The 680-nt window shown below is 37.5% G+C and carries 1 protein-coding gene; it reads right to left on the reverse strand.

Annotation, left to right across the window (positions count from 1 at the left end):
- Window positions 1-217: 217 nt before the first annotated feature.
- Window positions 218-680: integrase core domain-containing protein (locus B5V89_RS00970; protein ID WP_142406506.1), on the reverse strand; the 463-nt coding region annotated here is incomplete at its 5' end.

Genomic DNA, 680 nt, shown 5'->3' on the forward strand with positions numbered 1-680 from the left:
CGGATTAACCCCCGAATTTTGGACAGTATTTCTCTTAATCTCACTTTATCTTAAAACTACATTCTTTTTCGTTTCCTTTTGTCCTTTTGAGATCATAGCCATTGCTTCCATTCCTTCAAGGGTAAAGGCTACGCCCGACTATCGTCGCCCTTGATTCCATTCCAGAAATGGCTGAAATAATTTTTGGGACAAAAGGAAGAAAAAATGGAAGGGGCGATTAAACCCGTACCTCTTTGATTTTCACGTTTTCACATTGTTGCTGTTCATAAAACTCATTTGGCGATAAGTCTAAAATACTAGAATGCATGCGTCTTTCGTTATAAAACACCATAAACTCTGCGACTGATTCATAGGCTTGTGCATACGTTTCAAATTGCCATCTTGATAAACAATCATCTTCAAAAATTCTATGAAAAGACTCAATGTGAGCATTCATATTTGGCGTTTTTGGTGGAATTCTTTCATGTTCTAGTGTATATTTTTCACAAAATTCTTCAAAGGTATGGGAGATAAACTGTGGCCCATTGTCTGTGCGAATCACAGGTTTTTCCCTTTCATTTATCTGCTGGCGCTTGAATAATGCCCGCAAAAGAGTTTGTTTTAGGTCTTTTGCTGTGCAGCTTAATCCCATATAGTATTCGACAATACTACGATCATACACATCGATGATGGACAATACA

The sequence above is a fragment of the Heyndrickxia sporothermodurans genome (assembly GCF_003055045.1).
Classification (GTDB): Bacteria; Bacillota; Bacilli; order Bacillales; family Bacillaceae_C; genus Heyndrickxia; species Heyndrickxia sporothermodurans.